Annotated in this window: 10 protein-coding genes; 2 read left to right on the top strand and 8 right to left on the bottom strand. The window is 60.6% G+C overall.

Annotated elements, in window-relative coordinates; genetic code table 11:
• Positions 1-311: 311 nt before the first annotated feature.
• Positions 312-506, bottom strand: a complete 195-nt coding sequence (locus KGA97_RS26750) for a hypothetical protein (protein WP_008032821.1) — start codon at positions 504-506, stop codon at positions 312-314.
• Positions 507-739: 233 nt separating this feature from the next.
• On the opposite strand from KGA97_RS26750, the gene KGA97_RS26745 reads away from it, so the two are divergent.
• Positions 740-949 (top strand): hypothetical protein, encoded by a 210-nt coding sequence (locus KGA97_RS26745; protein ID WP_008032820.1) that lies wholly within the window; start codon positions 740-742, stop codon positions 947-949.
• Between the two features lie 157 nt (positions 950-1106).
• Here the strand turns inward: KGA97_RS26745 and KGA97_RS26740 are convergent, their stop codons facing one another.
• The 7 genes from KGA97_RS26740 to KGA97_RS26710 all read right to left on the bottom strand — a co-directional run bounded on the left by KGA97_RS26740 (position 1107) and on the right by KGA97_RS26710 (position 12377).
• The gene (locus tag KGA97_RS26740; RefSeq protein WP_223481812.1) at positions 1107-2750 is read right to left on the bottom strand and encodes a fatty acid--CoA ligase; all 1644 of its coding nucleotides are present in this window, start codon (positions 2748-2750) and stop codon (positions 1107-1109) included.
• Positions 2751-2782: 32 nt separating this feature from the next.
• Positions 2783-4561 (bottom strand): acyl-CoA dehydrogenase C-terminal domain-containing protein, encoded by a 1779-nt coding sequence (locus tag KGA97_RS26735; RefSeq protein WP_008040959.1) that lies wholly within the window; start codon positions 4559-4561, stop codon positions 2783-2785.
• Between the two features lie 7 nt (positions 4562-4568).
• Entirely contained in the window at positions 4569-7088 is a 2520-nt protein-coding gene (locus KGA97_RS26730) for an efflux RND transporter permease subunit (RefSeq protein WP_192418268.1), read from the bottom strand.
• 16 nt (positions 7089-7104) lie between these two features.
• Entirely contained in the window at positions 7105-8181 is a 1077-nt protein-coding gene (locus KGA97_RS26725; protein ID WP_223481811.1) for a WD40/YVTN/BNR-like repeat-containing protein, read from the bottom strand.
• A 97-nt stretch (positions 8182-8278) separates the two neighbouring features.
• The gene (locus KGA97_RS26720; protein WP_008032811.1) at positions 8279-9637 is read right to left on the bottom strand and encodes a DUF1329 domain-containing protein; all 1359 of its coding nucleotides are present in this window, start codon (positions 9635-9637) and stop codon (positions 8279-8281) included.
• Between the two features lie 41 nt (positions 9638-9678).
• Positions 9679-11682, bottom strand: a complete 2004-nt coding sequence (locus tag KGA97_RS26715; protein WP_223481810.1) for a DUF1302 domain-containing protein — start codon at positions 11680-11682, stop codon at positions 9679-9681.
• 128 nt (positions 11683-11810) lie between these two features.
• The gene (locus KGA97_RS26710; protein WP_008040963.1) at positions 11811-12377 is read right to left on the bottom strand and encodes an RBBP9/YdeN family alpha/beta hydrolase; all 567 of its coding nucleotides are present in this window, start codon (positions 12375-12377) and stop codon (positions 11811-11813) included.
• A gap of 355 nt (positions 12378-12732) precedes the next feature.
• Between KGA97_RS26710 and KGA97_RS26705 the strand changes: the two genes are divergently transcribed.
• Positions 12733-13776, top strand: coding sequence for an AraC family transcriptional regulator (locus KGA97_RS26705; RefSeq protein WP_223481809.1), 1044 nt, complete (start codon positions 12733-12735; stop codon positions 13774-13776).
• Positions 13777-14602 lie beyond the last annotated feature (826 nt).

The raw sequence follows: 14602 nt of genomic DNA, 5'->3' as shown, positions 1-14602 counted from the left end.
TTCGGGATTGGAGGTTCTCGCCAAACCTGTAGGAGCCCGGCTTGCTGGCGATGGCGATCTGGCGGACGCCTTCGCCGGCAAGCCTGGCTCCTACAACATCGCAGGGGAGGATTCGGGATTGGGGTTCACGCCACACCTGTAGGAGCCGGCTTGCTGGCGATGGCGATTTCACGGGCGCCTTCGCCGGCAAGCCTGGCTCCTACAAAATCGCGGGCGTGTCCGGGACTGGGTTTACGTCGGGTTGAGACAGGCATGAAAAAGCCCAACCTGAAGAGGTTGGGCCGAGGTATTGAACAGGCATGTGTTTCCGTTCACTGGCGCGTATCCATCATTTTGTCGGCGAGCGCCTTGGCTCTTTCAATCAACAGATTCTGCCTGTCCTCATGAGTGGCCCCTCCTACAACCGGCGCCGTCAGATTGCTTTCCGCAATCAGCGCAGCGCAAAAATATTGATCCCAGACAGCTTTGTCCGCGGACGTCTGTGCGGTCATTCGGTCGGCAATCATCTCCGGCTCCTCCTGATGAAGTAGCACTGCCAGTTTACGCCCGATTCAAGCACATCCAAATGTCACCATTCGTCGCTAATGTAGACGCGACAAAGAATTGCCACAGCCTCTGGCGCAGGGATTGCAATCGCCGGTCGTAATCGCCCGGAAACGACGTAATTCTGACGCGACAACCATCAAATCAATATTTTGGACGCCAGCCATGCGCTGGGTCTTTTACCCGGAGATGTAACGTGTCAACTCTCAACGAAATCGCAGCGAACCACGCGAAAATGGCGAAAAAACTGGCGGGAGAGTCGACCGAAATGTGTGAGCGACAGCCGCTGGTAGTGGGTGGGTTTGAGGTCACTTCCGTTGTTGATGAGCAACCCCATGTGCCCATGCACCTCATCGTTGCCGGGCAGGACAACCATCTCGTCCAGGCTGCTGGCTACTTGCCCTGAGTTATTTCGACAGACTCAACGACATCGCCGCGACGTTTACGCAGACCTGAAACGAAAAAAGGGATCAAGCATCTGGATGCATGATCCCCTTTGACGGATATGAAACAGCGGACTTCGCGATCAGTGGTCAGGGTTGACGTAGCATCCGCCGCGCCTTTCAGCTCGATTCGCTTTCCCGAATGAGCTTCTTGTTAATCTTCCCGACGCTGGTTTTAGGGATCTCGGCGACGAACCTGAACCGCTTGGGGATCGCCCATTTATTGATACGGCCACGCTCGACAAACCCTTGCAGGTGCACCTCCAGCATCTTGCGGTCGAGGTATTGCCCAGGCTCGCACACCACCAGCGCCATCGGCCGTTCGCCCCATTGCTCGTCCGCAATGCCCACGACTGCGACCGACATGACGGCCGGGTGTTCGCTGATCAGGCTTTCCAGTTCCAGGGAGCTGATCCACTCCCCGCCCGTCTTGATGACATCCTTGATTCGATCTTTGATTTCCACCCCTCCCAAAGGGTCAATGGAGGCCATGTCGCCGGTGTGCAGCCAGCCGTTGTGCCAAAGCTCTGCCCCCTTTTCGGGCTCCTTCAAATAGCCTTGGGTCAACCAAGGCGCGCGCACCACGATCTCGCCCAGGGACTCTCCGTCATGGGCAACGTCATTGCCATTGGCATCGATGATTTTCAGGTCGACCATCGGCACGGTTGTGCCAGTCTTGATGCGGGTCGCCAGTTGGGCTTGCGTGGATTGTGCGAGGTCTTCGTCGCGCAGGTAAGTCAGGCACAGCAACGGGCAGGTTTCCGACATGCCATAACCGCTGTGTACCTGAATACCTTTGGCACTCGCTTCACTGGCGATGCCCAAGGTCAGCGCGCTGCCGCCCAGGAGCATTTTCCAGCCATCAAAACAAGTCCGTTGCGCTTCCTCGCAGTTCAGGATCATTTGCAAAATGGTCGGCACACAGTGGGAGAACGTGACCTTCTCCTCTCGATACAGCCTGACCAGGCTGTTGGGCTCGTAGCGGCCGGGGTACACCTGCTTGATGCCCATCAGGGTGGCGACATAGGGCACACCCCAGGCATGCACGTGAAACATCGGTGTGATCGGCATGTAGACATCATCGGAGCGCAGCAGCGGCACCCCCTGGTAGACGCCCAAAGTGCCCACGGCATTCAAGGTGTGCAAGACCAATTGGCGGTGGGTGAAATACACGCCTTTAGGGTCGCCAGTAGTGCCCGTGGTGTAGAAAAGGGTCGCCACCGAGTTTTCATCGAAATCGGGAAAGTCGTACTGGTCTGCGGCCCCGGCCAACAGGTTTTCATATTCCCCCAGCACCGGCAGCGACGTGGGAGTGGCTGTGTCGTCCGTAAGCTGCAAGTAACCTTTGACGGTGTTGAGTTGCCCCTGAATCTGTTCAACCAGAGGCAGGAAATCGTCATGCACGAGCACCAGGTCGTCCTCGGCATGGTTCATGGTGAAGAGCACCTGATCCGGCGAAAGACGAATGTTCACGGTGTGCAGCACCGCGCCGATCATCGGCACGGCAAAGAAACATTCCAGGTAGCGATGGCTATCCCAGTCAAGCAGGGCCACCGTGTCCCCGGCCTTGACGCCGGCAGCGGTCAAGGCGTTGGCCAGCTTGCGTATCCGCTGGTTGAGCGTCTGGTAGCTGTAGCGCAGCTTGTCGGCATACACGATTTCCCGGCCCGGCTCGTAGCGCACGCCGGACAACAACAATTGCTTGATCAGCAAGGGATAGGCGTAGGCGCCGTCGGCGGGCGGAATTATTTTTGTCGCCATCATGGTTGTGGTTCCCGGTCCTTTTTTACGTGGGCTCAGAACTGCTCTGCATCCAATTTATAGAGGCATTCGCTGCCAGCCTTGGCCGACGCGCTCAACGAGTGGATACGTGGCAGCAGACGGGCGAAGTAGAAGCGTGCAGTGGCCAGTTTGCTGACATAGAACGCGTCCTTGGAATGCGTGCTCATGGCCGCTTTGGCCATTCGCGCCCACATGTAGGCGTACGCGGTGTAGCCGAACACGTGCAGGTATTCGACCGAAGCCGCGCCGATTTCATTCGGGTTGTTCTGGGCTCGGTCCAGCAACCATGCGGTCAGTTCGTCGAGGGTGTCGACGGCGGCGTTCAACGGTCTGGTGAACTCGCCGAGGTCAGCGCAGGCATTGGCGGTAAAGTTGCGGATCTCCGAAGCGAACAGCCGGTAGAGCGCCCCGCCGCTGCCGACGATTTTGCGCCCGGCCAGGTCCAGTGACTGGATACCGTTGGTGCCTTCGTAGATCTGGGTGATGCGCACATCGCGAACCAATTGCTCCTGGCCCCATTCGCGGATATAGCCATGGCCGCCGAAGATCTGCTGGCCATGCACGGTGGTTTCCAGCCCCATGTCGGTGAGGAACGCCTTGGCCACAGGGGTCAGAAGCGACACCAGTTCCTGGGCGCGACTGCTGATTGACTCGTCTTCGCTGTACTTGGCGGTATCCAGCTGCAGGGCCACGTAGCTGGAAAACGCCCGCCCGCCTTCGTTCAAGGCCTTCATGGTCAACAGCATCCGTCGTACATCCGGGTGAACGATGATCGGATCGGCGGCTTTGTCCTTGTTCTGCGCGCCCCTCGGCGAACGGCTTTGCAGGCGGTCACGGGCGTATTCGACGGCGTTCTGGTACGAGCGTTCGCCTTGCGCAAGGCCCTGAATACCCACGCCCAGACGTTCGTAATTCATCATGGTGAACATCGCCGCCAACCCTTTGTTAGGTGCGTCGACGATCCAGCCGGTGGCACCGTCAAAGTTCATCACGCACGTGGCGGAGGCCTTGATGCCCATCTTGTGCTCGATGGAACCGCAGGACAGCGAGTTGCGCTCGCCCAGCGAGCCATCGGCATTGACCAGCACCTTGGGCACCAGGAACAGCGAAATGCCTTTCGGTCCCGCCGGTGCATCCGGCAAGCGCGCCAGTACCAGGTGAATGATGTTTTCGGTCAGGTCGTGCTCACCGCCGGTGATGAATATCTTGCTGCCGCTGATCTTGAAACTGCCGTCGGCCTGAGGTTCGGCACGGGTGCGAATCAGGCCCAGGTCTGTGCCGGCATGCGCTTCGGTCAGGCACATCGAGCCGGTCCAGGTGCCGTCGTACAGGTTCGGCAAGTAGGTGGCTTTCAGTGCTTCGCTGGCGTGAGCATTGATCGACAGGCACGCGCCGGCCGTCAGCATCGGGTACAGGCCGAAGGACAGGCTGGCCGAATTGACCATCTCTTCAACCTGGGCCGAAATGGCCTTGGGCATGCCCATGCCGCCGAACCGTGGATCGCCACCTACGCCCACCCAGCCACCTTCGGCAAAAGCCTTGTAGGCGGCGGCAAAACCATCCGGTGCCGTCACCGAGCCATTGCTCCAGGTGCAGCCTTGTTCATCGCTGCTGCGGTTCAGCGGTGCAATCACTTCGGCGCTGATCTTGCCGGCTTCTTCGAGGATCGCGGCGGCCGTTTCTTCATCGATCACCTCGGCCAGGCCAGGCAATTTGGCCCACAACCGGGACACCTGGAAAACCTCGTTGAGTACGAAGTGCATGTCACGCAAAGGAGCTTTGTAATCAGACATCGTTGGCTTACTCGGAAGTGGTCAGGGCATGAGGCATGCCCGGACGTTGAGAGATTTCGGTGTTGTCGGCTTGCGCAACAGGGCCGGGCGCCAGCGCCCGTTCGCGCAACAGGAAATAAGACAGGGCAGGAATCAGCACCAGCGCACCCAGCATGTTCCACAGGAACATGAAGGTCAGCAGGATGCCCATGTCAGCCTGGAACTTGATCGGCGACCAGACCCAACACACCACGCCAGCCGCCAGGGTGATGCCCACCAGCCCGACCACCCGGCCGGTGAAGGACACCGCATTGCGGTAGGCCTGGGACAGCGGCAAGCCCTGGCGCTGGAAGTGCAGTTGCACGCTGAGCAGGTACAAGGCGTAGTCAACACCGATGCCCACGCCGAGGGCGATCACCGGCAAGGTCGCAACCTTTACGCCGATCCCCATGGCGACCATCAGCGCTTCGCAAAGGATCGAGGTCAGTACCAGTGGCAACAGCGCCACCAGCGTGGCGCGCCAGCTGCGGAAGGTGATCAGGCAAAACAGCGTCACCGCCGCGTAGACGTAAAGCAACATGGTGCGATTGGCTTCGCGCACGACGATGTTGGTCGCTGCTTCGATGCCCGCGCTGCCGGCCGCCAACAGAAACTGACGATCTTCGGTGCTGTTTTCCTTGGCGAACTTGTCGGCAATCGCCACCACCGCATCCAGCGTTTCAGCCTTGTGATCCTTGAGGAACGTGATCACCGGCATCAGCGAGCAGTTGTTGTTGAACAGCTCAGGCGAGTTGACCGAGGCCTGCTGCGCGGCGTAGTTGAGCACGTCCTGGTTACGCTGGATGCTGTTGAGCTTGGGGTTGCCTTCATAGGTGCCGGCAGTGATCTGCCGCACGGCGTTGACCAGCGAGGTCGTCGCCTGTACGCCTGGATACTGTTGCAGCTCCCAGGCCAAACGATCGGCAAGGACCAACGTCTTGTAGTTCAGACAGCCTTCCGGCGCGGTCTTGATCATCACCGCGAACAGGTCGCTGGACAGCGCGTAATGCTGGGTGATGTAGGCGTTGTCGCGGTTGTAGCGCGAGTCGGCACGCAGCTCCGGCGCACCGCTTTCGAGATCGCCGATCTTCAGGTTGAGGCTGACCATGAAGCCGCCGATGCCCATCAACACGGCGACCAATACTGCGCCGGTCGCCCACTTGGCGGTGGTGAAGCGGTCGAGCAGGTCCCAGAGTTTGCCGAAGCCCTTGTGGTGTTCGGCGCGGGTGTCGATTTTCAGCGCGCGTTCGGCAGCCTTGGCGCCAACACCGACATAGGACAGCGCCACCGGCATCAGCAACAGCGAGGTGAAGATCAGCACCGCGACGCCGATGCTGGCGGTGATCGCCAGGTCCTGGATCACCGGAATGTCGATCAGCATCAGCACCGCAAAACCCACGGCGTCAGCCAGCAACGCGGTGACGCCGGCGATGAACAAGCGGCGGAAGGTATAGCGCGCGGCAATCAGTTTGTGAGTGCCCCGGGCGATGTCCTGCATGATGCCGTTCATCTTCTGTGCGGCGTGGGACACACCAATGGCGAAGATCAAAAACGGCACCAGCACCGAGTACGGGTCGATGGCATAACCGAGCCAGGCGACGATACCCAGTTGCCAGACCACCGCAATCAGCGAGCAGCCGACCACCAGCAACGTGCTGCGCACGCAACGGGTGTAGGCATAGATGATCGCCAGCGAAGTGATGACCGCCAGGCCGAAAAACATCATCACCTGAATCAGGCCATCGATCAGGTCGCCCATCAGTTTGGCGAAGCCGATTACCCGAACCTTGTATTGGCCCTTGCCCTCTTCCCCGGATTTGCGCGCCGCGCTGTCGCCGGCGAATTCGATCTTGTCGCGCAACTGCTCTTCGAGCATCTGCGAGAACGCGTGATAGTTGATGGGCTGACCACCGGCGGCGGCTTTGTCCAGCAGCGGCACGATCAGCATGCTCGATTTGAAGTCGCTGGCCACCAGGCTGCCGACAAGACCGGCGCGGGAGATGTTCTGGCGCAGTTGTTCGATTTGTTCAGGCTGACCGGAATAGGTATCGGGCATCACCGGGCCACCCTGGAAACCATCCTCGGTGACTTCGGTCCAGCGCACCGCCGGGCTCCACAGGGATTTCATCCACGCGCGGTCGACGCCTTCGGTGAGGAACAGCTGGTCGTTGACCTGCTTGAGTACGTCGAGGTAAGCGGGGTCGAAAATATCACCCTGGGTGTTCTCGACCACCACGCGCACCGAGTTGCCCAGGCCACGCAGCGACTGGCGGTTTTCCAGGAAATTCTGGATGTACGGCTGGCTCTGCGGAATCATTTTTTCGAAGCTTGGGCGCAGCTCCAGGCGTGTCACGGCCATGAAACCCAGCACCACGGTGGCCAGTGCCATCAGCAGCATGAACAGCGGCCGATAGTTGAACACCCACCGTTCGAGGAGGTTGCCGGAGTGCTGGTCGAAATCCCGCAGGTCGCGGATTACCGGCATGGCGTCTTGTTTGATATTGCCCATGTCTGGGTTCTCGCTCTTAGGGTTCGAGGGCTAGCGTCTGGGCGCCACGGCTGCCCGCGACCACCAACGCACCAGCAACGGACTGGGTAACACCGGCGACCGGGATCGGCACCGGTTGGCGCAACAGGTGCAATTGCGCGCCCGTGCCCTGGCTGACCAGCATCTGCCCACCCTGGGTGAACAGACGGTAGTCGCCACGGGCATCGATCAGGCCAGCGGTGATGCTGACGTGCAGGCCGGTGTCGAGTGCCGTCCAGTGATGGCCACCATCGATGCTGCGCAGGACGTTGCCGCGCAGGCCATAGACGAGCGCTTCGCCAGGCTTGCCGAGCACGCCGAAGAAGCTGCCTTGATACGGCGTCGGCACGGCGGTGAAGCGCTGGGTGTTGTCATCCCATTTGAGCAACAGGCCTTGTTCGCCGGCGATGTACAACGCGTCGCCAGTGGAAGCGATGGCGTTGAGGTGGAAACCTTGCGGGTTGTCTGTGCGATCCTGAAATGGCGTCCAGCTCTGACCACCGTCCTCGGTGCGCAGGATCAGGTTGAACACGCCGACCACATAACCGACTTTGTCGTTGGCGAACCATGTGTCGAGCAGCGGTTTGTCTGCGCCCTGCTCGATCAACCGCTGGCCTTCGGCAACCAGCAACGGCCATTGCTCATTGCCCGGTTCGGCACTGGCCAACGCCGTGTAATGCTTGACCAGCAAGGCGCCGATCTGACGGCCGTCGAGCTGCTTTTGCCAGGTCGCGCCGGCGTTGCTGCTGTGCAGCACCACACCGTCGTTGCCCACCGCCCAACCTTGGGTGGCGGTCGGAAAATTCACCGCCGTGAGATCGGCACTGACCGGCACCGCTGCCTGCTGCCAGTGCTTGCCGGCATCATCGGAAAACAGAATATGGCCACGCTGGCCGACGGCGATCACGCGCTCACCGGCGCGAGCCATGCCGGACAACGGGCTGTTGATGGCCAAGGCACTGACTCTGGCGGGCAGGTCCAGCACATCGACGTAATCAGCCGCGAGGGTGACGCCCTGCAACAGGCCGAGCACAACGCCAAACGCCACCTGCAAATAATTCTTATACGAACACATACCGCGTCCTCTTCGGAAAACCTGGCGCCCACGCCGTCGGCGCACGGCCCACCGCCTTGTGAGCGGTGGACCTTGTAGGCGCTTTTTTGCGGTTGGCTTAGCGAATGCCGCTGCCGGCCAGGGATTCCGACGACCATTGGGCCTTGGAAAGCGGATCGATGTACTTGATGCCGCCATAAGGCCCGACCACGCCGTTGATGTTGTAGGAACCACCGACCAGGTCGTAAATCATGAAGGGCGTGGAGTCCGGGACCTGCTTGTCGTAGCTCTGGCTGAGGAAGGCGAAGGAGCCACGGTACAACTGACCACGAGCGTCGTATTGATCCGAGGCCAGAGCGGTCCAGCTGTCTTCATCAAGGTAGAAGCGGCGCTTCTGATAAATGTGGCGGGAGCCGGCCTTGAGGTTGCCCTCCACCACCCAGACGCGGTGTTTTTCCCAGCGCACGAAGTCCGGTGCCAGGTGATTGGCGGTGGTCAGCGACTTCGGATCCTGGGCGTAGGTCAGCTTGTAGGTGTTGTAGGGCACAATCATTTCCTGCTTGCCCACCAGCTTCCAGTCGTAACGGTCCAGCGCGCCGTTGAACACGAAAACATCGTCGTAGGTGCCCGCGCCGGCGGTGCCTGGGTTAGGCGTGTCGTAAGCCAGGTTCGGTGCCAGTTTGACCCGACGCTGACCCGGCAGGTACTGCCAGGCGCGGCGCGGTTGCTGCAGCGGGTTGGCGGCGTCCTTGAGCATCACCGCTTCACCGGCCCGGCGTGCAGGGCCGGTGTACGACAGCTTCATCTGGTAGTACACGTCGGCGCTGCTGATTGGCTGCGCCAGGTTTTCGTAGATTGGGTAGGAGATGAACGCCTGCCCGGTGGTGGCCAGGCTTGGCACGCCAGCGGAGTCAACGTTCCAGGAGTCGTACTTGGAGTTGATGCTCACGCCTTGATAGCGCAGCAGGAAGTTCCACATCGCTTCGCTGCCCGATTGCGGGATCGGGAACGGCACCCCCGGCAGCACGTTATCGATGGCCAGACCGCCTTCGAGGGACTTGGCGCCGCTGGCATTCTTCACACCGTTATCGAGGATGGCTTTTGGCAGCGAAACGGTGCGGTGGGTCGGGTATACGTCGACACGGTAAGTCGGGAAACGCTTGGCCAGTTCCACCGTGGTAGCACTGAGCATGCCCTTGTACTGATCGACGTTTTTTCCGTCGATCACCAGCAACGGTTTTTCACTGGCATACGGATCCGGGCGCATGCTGTCACCGGATTTGAAACTGGCCGGCGGCGTGGTCAGGCCACCGTCGTAGGCAGGGATGGAACCATCAGCGTTCCCGGCCTTTTCGGCGCCCACCAGGGTCAGGCTGCTGCCCAACTTGGCAGCGTCCTGGGTTGAAACAGCGGCCTGTGCCTGAGCGGCCAGGACCATGGCCAGCGAAGCGGCCAACACGGTTTTTGCGAATTTCATCTTGTTATTCTCCTGCTTGCATTGAGCAAATCAGTGTTGAATCAAAAAGTGGTTTTCATCGTCAGGTAAACGGCGCCACGGTCCTCAGTCGTTGCACCACCACCGGAAAAGGCCGAGTAGCCACCGGCGAAACAGGCGTAGTTTTCGTTACCGCTAAAGGCGTTCGGCGCAGCGCCATCACCTCCGGTCGGGCCGGTACTCACACCACTGACATTGCACTTGTCGGTCTTGCCGAAAGAGTCCACGTACTTCAGGTCGACAAAGTATTTGTTGTACACAACGGCCCCGAGACCGATGGCGTAGTTACCGGTGTCTTTGGCACCGCCACCGGAGACCGGTGAAACGCCATCGAGACCGACGTTGATGGACATCGGCGCGTTGAGGTCGACACCGGGAAACACCTGGTACCAGGTTGGTGTGAAGTTGACCGCGATGCCCCAGTTGTCCCGGGTTGGCTGGTCGATACCGCGGTAGGTGCCCTTGCCTTTGTAGAGCGCCTCGTTCTTGCTATCGAGCTTGAGCAGGTTGCTGTAATACAACTCGCCAAGCAGGGTTGCCGAATCGAATACAGGCGTTTTGGCAATGGTCATCAGACCGTTGAGCGTCCAGTGCAAGGTGTCGCCGGTGGCGGCCATGCTGTCGCCTTTCTGCGGGGTGTCATAAACCACACCGGTGGCAGCCGTACGCGCCGGCAACAGGCCAAGACCCGCGCCCAGGCCCAGCGGACTGTTAGTGCTGACAACTGCCGGAATACTCGCCAGCGGCATGTTGTGACGAATGTTCAGGTCCGAACCCACGCTCACCCCGCCCACATCCTTGGACAGGCTCAGGCCAACGATCTTGATGTTGTCGGCATAGGCCATTTGATAGGTGGCGGTGCTCAGCGAGTTGAGCGTATTGATCACCGCGGGCACTTGCCCTGCCGGGCGAGTTCCGTTCGGGTTGGCCGAACTCAGGCCTCGGGCATCCAGCCAGGCTTGCGGGAGGATTTCCGAGGTTTCGCGGTAGTAGACGCCGAGGGTGCCGTCCAGCCAGGCGGGCGACCACTTGGCCATGAGGCCCCAGTCGCCGCGCTTGTCCGGCGTCAGGTCATGCCCGCGACGCACGTTGGTCAAGCCGTTGCACGGCGCCAGGCCGCAACCCAGAGGGCTGCCAGGCACGACAGCATTAGTGTTACCCAGCAGGAACGACTGCGCGCCGAAACCGACCAGGTCGGAGCCGCCGTAGTAGGTGCCGGCTTCCGGCAGGCGTGCGGCGTCCCAGTCGAGAAAGTACTGGGCGGCCACGGTCAGTTCGGGATTGATCGTGAAGGACATCGACAGCTGATTGCGCGGAACGAACAGTTCCTTGGCTTCGGTGCCCGGCGACGCGGCCAGCTTGGCCAGGTCCAGGCCGGACTGGCCGTAGCTGATCGAATGCACCGGGTTGAGAATGGTCTCGCCCCAGAACACGTTGTGCTGGCCGGCCTTGAAGCTCAGCATCGACTCCTCGCCCACTTCGGTGCTGTAGAACACGAAGGCGTCGAGGATTTCGCCGGACGGGCCGGTGTAGTAACGCTGGGCATAGTTGCTCAGGTGCGGGCTGCCGTTGCCGACGTTGTCATTGGTGACCCCGGCCAGGCGCGGGTCGTTGGCGACCAGGCCCGAGGTTGAACCGTTGCCGTTGACGAACGGGTTCGAATTGGAACCGGTGTTCTCGTAGGCCTTGTCGTACCAACTGGCGGCGCTGACGCGAAAGCCCATGTGGTTCTGGTAGACCACGTCCATCTCGGTCAACAGGTCGACGCGGTTGGTGATGTTGGTCCCGGCCTTGCGGAAGTTGTAGTCGCCGTCATTGTTGTTGGGCGTGCCCAACATGCGCTTGTCCGCGCTTTCAGTGCGTACGCCGTAGTTGTACTTGACGGTGTTATCCAGGCGAACGGTCCAGTCCGGGTTACCTGTCTCGATCTCTGCCGCATGGGCCATCGGCACCGTTGCCGCGAGAATGGCTGAGGCCAGCAAGGTGTAGCGTGAAGCGGTGAACCCGTGACTCTTATTGTTGTGCATTGCGTTGTCTCCGCCATTTTGTATTTGTTTTAAGCGCAGCCGCCCTCGCGCACCCTCTTGTTCCAGAGGTTTGCGTTTTTCAGGAGTGAGGGCAAATGCCGGATGGCGCGAGCCAACCGGCGCCTGAACTAGCGATCCAGCTCGAGGATGAGGGCTTCGGCTTGCGGCCAGTGCCCGTACCCGGCAGCAGGATTGAGATGACCGACATCGCCCAGATTGAGTAGCTCACTGCCCCAGCCTTCAGCCAGGTGCGTAACGGCTTCCAGGCTGGCGAGGTGGTCGTTGGTACTGGCGGCCACCAGGCTGCGAAATGGCAGCGGCCCTTTGGGTAGAGGATCCCAACCCTGGCTACGCAGGGTTTCAGGCGATGGGTAGCCTGACGGCCAAGGGGCATCGAGGTCAGGTGGAGCAGCCAGCAGCGCGCCCTTGATCGGCCGGCGGTACTGAGCGGCCCAGTGCGCGACCATCAGTACGCCGGCGCTATGGGCGACCAGGATCACCGGCCCGTCGATCTGCTCCAGCGCGTGCTGGATCGCTTGCACGCGCTTGTTGCAATCGAGCTTGTCGGTCTCCTGCGGCGGCACACTACGTACCTTGCTCAGCCTGGCTTCAAGCAACGTCTGCCAATGTTCGGCAACGTGCTCGCGCAGGCCCGGTACGATCAGAACGGTTGCGGCAGTTTGCAGTTTGTCCACTTCAGCACCTACGCTTTCTCGATGACTCGACTGGCTCTGTGGCCAGGGGCTTTTTGTAGGACTGACATTAAAGAGCGCCCACCCCAGGCGCTTTTCATTGGACGTCAGGCACTTTTCTTTTCATGACAGATTTCCAGGTATTGGCGCGCGCCGACCACTGGTCGAAAATCCCCACAGGTTCTCTGTAGCTCACTGTAATCAATGGGTGTGCGTCGATTGCTCCACGACAACGGAGGTGATTGCGGACAGAAACTGGCGAGCGCCCTCGACAACATCGCAACTGTTCAATCGCTGATGTGCTGGATATAGTCGCCACGCTCATCTGAATCGCAACCGGCCCAGGAAAGACCTTCGCATGCCCAAGCTTGTTCGCGCCGCCGTCTTGACCAACTACCTGGAGGTTACTCAGTACCTGGGGTTCAACCCGCGCGATGTACTGGCCGGCGTCGGCTTGAGCAAAGCCCTGCTGCAAGCCCCCGAACATCGCATTCCCATCGATGCCGCCGTGCGTCTGCTGGAGGACTCAGCCGCCGCCAGCGGCTGCCAGAACTTCGGCCTGAGCATGGCCGAGTCGCGCCAGCTCTCGGACTTCGGCGTGGTCAGCCTGCTGCTCAGCCATCAGCGCACGCTGCGTGATGCCTTGCAGGTGGTGGTGCATTACCGGCACTTGATGAATGATTCGCTGGCCATCTTCATTGAAGAGGCCGGCAAGATGGTGATCATTCGCGAAGAGGTGGTCACCGACTCGCCGATGCCCAGTCGACAGGCCACCGAGCTTGCCATCGGCGTGATGTTCCGCCTGTGCGCCGCCCTGCTCGGCTCTCACTGGCATCCCTACAGCGTCAATTTCACCCACCAGCCCCCCGACAACCTTCAACTGCATCGTCGCCTGTTCGGCTGCACCCTGGAGTTCGGCAGTGAGTTCAACGGCATTGTCTGCGCAGGTGCCAGCCTGGACATGACCAACGCCAATGCCGACCCGGCCATGGCCCGTTACGCCCAGAGCTACCTCGATTCGCTGCAAAGCCACCAAGGCACTTCGATGCTGTTCGAAGTGCGCAAGGCCATCTACCTGCTGCTGCCCATGGGCCGCGCCACCATCGAGCAAGTCGCGCAGAGCCAGGGCATGAACGTTCGCACCCTGCAACGTCGCCTGAAGGATGATGGCTGTGCGTTCAACGATGTGATCAACGATGTGCGCCGCGACCTGGTGCTGCGTTATCTGGACAACCCGAATTACACGCTTGGTCGCATTGCTGACATGCTTGGCTACTCGATGGCGAGTTCGTTTACGCGGTGGTTCATCAGCCAGTTCGGCATGCCGCCGGCGACGTGGCGGGTGCAAAAGCAGGGTTCGGCAAAAGCCCCGACGGACGTTGCCCCACCCAAACCCTACTGATATCGCGCCTGTTGTAGGAGTGAGCCAGACAGCCGACCAATCTCTTTCAGGTGTACATATCCATTGCTGCGGTAACGGCGGCTTATGGTTTCGCCCTTACGGCGAGTCACTTGCAGAAGCGGCAAGTAACCAAGCGCTCTTGCCCCTTTCGTTCGGTGCCTCGCTAATGCTCGGCATGCCCTCGCTCCGGCCCTGCTCCGTGGGCCCGCCGCCATCGGCCATCCATGGCCGGGGGCGGCTAACCCGGCATCCATGCCGGGTTGCCCACTACGCAGAACCTGCGCTCGGCCTCTCGAGGGGGCGCTCAGATCAAAAGCGGAAGGCGAGCTAACGCTCGGCCTGATGAGTGGTGAAAAGCGAAAGCGTATGGGATTCCCTGTAGGAGCCGGCTTGCCGGCGAAAAGCGTTTGGACAACGCATTCATTCAGACAGCCCGCGTTATCGTTGACGTCCATCGCCAGCAAGCTGGCTCCTACAATTTTGACCGTGTGAACCCGATCCCGTGTAGGAGCCGGCTTGCTGGCGATGGCGTCCGTCCAACCAACACATTAATTGTCTGACCCACCGCTATCGCCAGCAAGCCGGCTCCTACAGGGTAGCGGTGTACATGTCCGGAATGAGTGAGCGCAGCAGAGAAGGAGAACGCGTACGCAAATGAGCCAGGTCGGCTTTCAAGCCGCCTCGGCGGCTGTGGCGGTGGTCGCCCCCTCGAGAGGCCGAGTGGAGGTTCTGCGTAGTGGGCAACCCGGCATGGATGCCGGGTTAGCCGCCCCCGGCCATGGATGGCCGATGGCGGCGGGCCCACGGAGCAGGACCGGAGCGAGGG

This window comes from Pseudomonas sp. BF-B-15, assembly GCF_019946675.1.
GTDB classification, from domain to species: Bacteria; Pseudomonadota; Gammaproteobacteria; order Pseudomonadales; family Pseudomonadaceae; genus Aquipseudomonas; species Aquipseudomonas migulae.
Note: the sequence above shows the minus strand (reverse complement) of the source record. Positions and strands in the feature narration are given on the sequence as shown.

What these genes read in the sequence shown, in the direction of transcription:
- KGA97_RS26730 (WP_192418268.1), bottom strand. Translation starts at nt 7,088, where the DNA reads ATGGGCAATATCAAACAAGACGCCATGCCGGTAATCCGCGACCTGCGG.
- KGA97_RS26705 (WP_223481809.1), top strand. Translation starts at nt 12,733, where the DNA reads ATGCCCAAGCTTGTTCGCGCCGCCGTCTTGACCAACTACCTGGAGGTT.
- KGA97_RS26715 (WP_223481810.1), bottom strand. Translation starts at nt 11,682, where the DNA reads ATGCACAACAATAAGAGTCACGGGTTCACCGCTTCACGCTACACCTTG.
- KGA97_RS26735 (WP_008040959.1), bottom strand. Translation starts at nt 4,561, where the DNA reads ATGTCTGATTACAAAGCTCCTTTGCGTGACATGCACTTCGTACTCAAC.
- KGA97_RS26740 (WP_223481812.1), bottom strand. Translation starts at nt 2,750, where the DNA reads ATGATGGCGACAAAAATAATTCCGCCCGCCGACGGCGCCTACGCCTAT.
- KGA97_RS26750 (WP_008032821.1), bottom strand. Translation starts at nt 506, where the DNA reads ATGATTGCCGACCGAATGACCGCACAGACGTCCGCGGACAAAGCTGTC.
- KGA97_RS26720 (WP_008032811.1), bottom strand. Translation starts at nt 9,637, where the DNA reads ATGAAATTCGCAAAAACCGTGTTGGCCGCTTCGCTGGCCATGGTCCTG.
- KGA97_RS26725 (WP_223481811.1), bottom strand. Translation starts at nt 8,181, where the DNA reads ATGTGTTCGTATAAGAATTATTTGCAGGTGGCGTTTGGCGTTGTGCTC.